This window comes from Streptomyces sp. (genome assembly GCF_031181555.1).
GTDB lineage: Bacteria > Actinomycetota > Actinomycetes > Streptomycetales > Streptomycetaceae > Streptomyces > Streptomyces fimbriatus.
Window position 1 is genome coordinate 1 of the sequence record NZ_JAPSKQ010000315.1, and the last position, 2,872, is coordinate 2,872.

At 70.6% G+C, this 2,872-nt stretch carries 4 protein-coding genes; 3 read left to right on the forward strand and 1 reads right to left on the reverse strand.

From position 1 onward, the window contains the following. A partial coding sequence (locus RIM90_RS31320) for a CAP domain-containing protein (protein ID WP_309064117.1) occupies positions 1–1,180 on the reverse strand: 1,180 nt, incomplete at its 3' end. Between the two features lie 178 nt (positions 1,181–1,358). On the opposite strand from RIM90_RS31320, the gene RIM90_RS31325 reads away from it, so the two are divergent. From RIM90_RS31325 to RIM90_RS31335, 3 genes are all read left to right on the forward strand, one after another. Beyond that, complete coding sequence (locus RIM90_RS31325) at positions 1,359–1,640, forward strand: acylphosphatase (RefSeq protein WP_309064118.1); 282 nt, start codon at positions 1,359–1,361, stop codon at positions 1,638–1,640. Positions 1,641–2,018: 378 nt separating this feature from the next. Continuing rightward, positions 2,019–2,222 (forward strand): hypothetical protein, encoded by a 204-nt coding sequence (locus tag RIM90_RS31330; protein ID WP_309064119.1) that lies wholly within the window; start codon positions 2,019–2,021, stop codon positions 2,220–2,222. Positions 2,223–2,495: 273 nt separating this feature from the next. Further along, on the forward strand, positions 2,496–2,872 hold a 377-nt coding region (locus tag RIM90_RS31335), incomplete at its 3' end, for an AAA family ATPase (protein ID WP_309064120.1).

Here is a 2,872-nt window from a genome sequence, read left to right on the forward strand (position 1 = left end):
AGTAGCCGAAGTTCTGGGTCCACCACGGGCCGCCCGCCCCGAAGTGGACGCCCACGCCCAGTGTCCTGAAGTCGCAGTTCAGTATGTTCGCCTTGTGGCCGGGGCTGTCCATCCAGGCCCGCATGACGGCCTCGGCGTCGGCCTGGCCGCGGGCTATGTTCTCGCCGCCGAGGTCGCTGATGCCGGCCGCCTCGGCCCGGTCCCACGGTGTGTCGCCGTCGGGATCCGTGTGGTCGAAGAAGCCCCGCTGGGCCATGTCCTTGCTGAACGCGGCGGCCAGGTCCGTCAGCGCGCTGTCCGCGGCGACGGGACTGCAGCCCGCCTTGGCCCGCTCCTCGTTGACCAGCCTGACGACCTGGGCTCCGGCGACGGCCTCCGCCGGCACGGTCACCGGCTTGCCCGGCGTCTTCTCCGGCTGCGGTCCGGCCGTGCGGGACGGCGCCTTCTCCGGCTTCTCGCTCGGGGGCGCCGCGGGCTTCTTCTTCTCCGGTGCCTCCTTCTCCGGCGTCTTCGCCGGCGCGGTCGGGGTGGAGGCCGGTTCCGACGGCTCGGGGGAGGCCGAACGCCCGGAGTCGCGGCCCGCCGGGGTACCGGCGTCACGGCCCGGGGCCTCGGCGCTGCCGGACGTGCCGCCCTGCTCGCTGGGCAGGTTGGTCGCCGTGTCCCCGGCCTGGACCTTGTCACCGGGGGTGCTGCCGCCGCCGAGCCTGTAGTTCTCGAGGCCGGGCACCGCGCCCGTGGCCACCGCGACCGTGCCGAGGGCCACCGCGGCGGAGACGCCGAGCAGACCGGTGCGGACCGGCGCCGCGGCCTTCTTCTTCCGGCGCCGGTGCCCGCCCGCGCGCCGGGCACCCCCGTCGGGCGTGAAACCGTCGTCCGGGAAGGGGCCGTCCGGGAAGGGGCCGCCGGTGGAACCGCCCGCGAAACCACCGCCCGAGAAGTCGTCACCGGCGAAGGCGGCGGTGCCGGGGGTCCCGGCCCCGGCGTCCGTCCCGAAGAGGTACGCCTCGCTCTTCGCGTACGTCTCGGCGTAGGCCTCGGGGTTCAGGTACGGTGCGATGCCCATGGTGGGCGGGCCGTCCGTACGAGCACCCAGCGGGTCCCGGCCCCCGTCGTAGGAGCCGTCGTGGTGAGTGACCCCCGTGGCGCGGACGGCGGCGGAGCGTCGGTGGCGTCCCATGTCCTGGCCTTCCTCGTCCTTGCGGTCGGCTCGTCCTCGCGACCTGCGCGAACCTCATGGTCGACACAAAACTCACACGATCGAGTGAGTTTCATATGAGATTCATGGGTGGGGACGGTACCGCATGGCGTCCGGGGGCGGAGTGCCCCGAGTGACATTGACCGGTTAGGTTGCCGTCATGAGCGACGAAGTGCGACTGGTCGCCTGGGTGCGAGGGCGCGTCCAGGGTGTGGGTTTCCGCTGGTTCACGCGGGCCAAGGCCCTGGAGATCGGCGGTCTGAGTGGTTTTGCTCTCAATCTGGACGACGGCCGGGTCCAGGTGGTCGCCGAAGGCCCCCGCGAGCGCTGCGAGGGACTGCTCGACTGGCTCCAGGCCGGCGACACGCCCGGGCGGGTGGACGGTGTCACCGAGATCTGGGACACACCGCGGGGCGGCTACGAGGGCTTCGCCGTCCGCTGATCCCGCCGCCCTCCGGCGGCCCCGCGGGCGCCGACCGGCGCCCGCCGCGGGGTCCGGCCGAGGAAAACCTCCAGGTGATTGCCAACAACGGCTTGTCGTGGGAAGCTCCACCCGCGAAGATGATCGCCACACCCCGAGGACCCGCAGGCCTCGCGGCACCGCCGTTCCCCGGCCGTGCGCGCCCGGTTGTCCGCCGATACGGGGCGTGATCGTGTTGACCGTCAAACTTTTTGGTGAGACGCTGAAAGCCCCGCGCACCTTAGCTGTTTGGCATGGCTGAACGGCAGCACAACTCCAGGCCTGCCAAGCACCGCGGGTGCGAATCCCTCACGACCCACACCGCATCGGTCGGTCACTCAGTGTGGAGGACCATCCATCATGGCAAAGGCGCTTCTCGGTTACGTCGGCGGCTCCGACCCTCGACTCCTCGCCGAGATGCGACGGCTCCAGCAGCGCGTCCAGGACCTGGAATCCGAGCTCGTACGGATCCAGGCGGAGAAGGACGCGCTGACGGCTGCCGCTTCTCGCGACAGGATCATGGAGAGCGTTGACGCACACCAGGCGGAGCCTGCGCTCACCTGATCACCGCACCGCTTCACAACAGCACAGCGGTGGTCGGGCCGCCCGTCACAACCGCCACGCAGTACAGAATTGCAAGGGACGCTCCGGCGTCCCTTCTTTCTTGCCTCCGCCTCCGACTCCGCGTCCTCGCCCCCGCGTCCCGCCCCCGGTGCTCGATGCTCGTTGTCCCGCGCATCCTTTCACCGTCTTCAACGTCTGGTGTGCCCTGCGCGTTCACCGGCGAAACCGCGCGTTCATGGAGTGAGACCTCCCCGGCGGGTAGAGTCCGGCTGCGTGCACCTCAAGGCCCTGACCCTCCGTGGCTTCAAGTCGTTCGCCTCGGCCACCACGCTCCGGTTCGAGCCGGGCATCACCTGCGTCGTGGGTCCGAACGGCTCGGGCAAGTCCAACGTCGTGGACGCGCTCAGCTGGGTCATGGGCGAGCAGGGTGCCAAGTCGCTGCGCGGCGGCAAGATGGAGGACGTCATCTTCGCCGGCACCACCGGCCGCCCGCCGCTGGGCCGTGCCGAGGTGTCGCTGACCATCGACAACTCCGACGGGGCGCTGCCCATCGAGTACTCCGAGGTCACCATCACGCGGATCATGTTCCGCAACGGCGGCAGCGAGTACCAGATCAACGGCGACACCTGCCGTCTCCTCGACATCCAGGA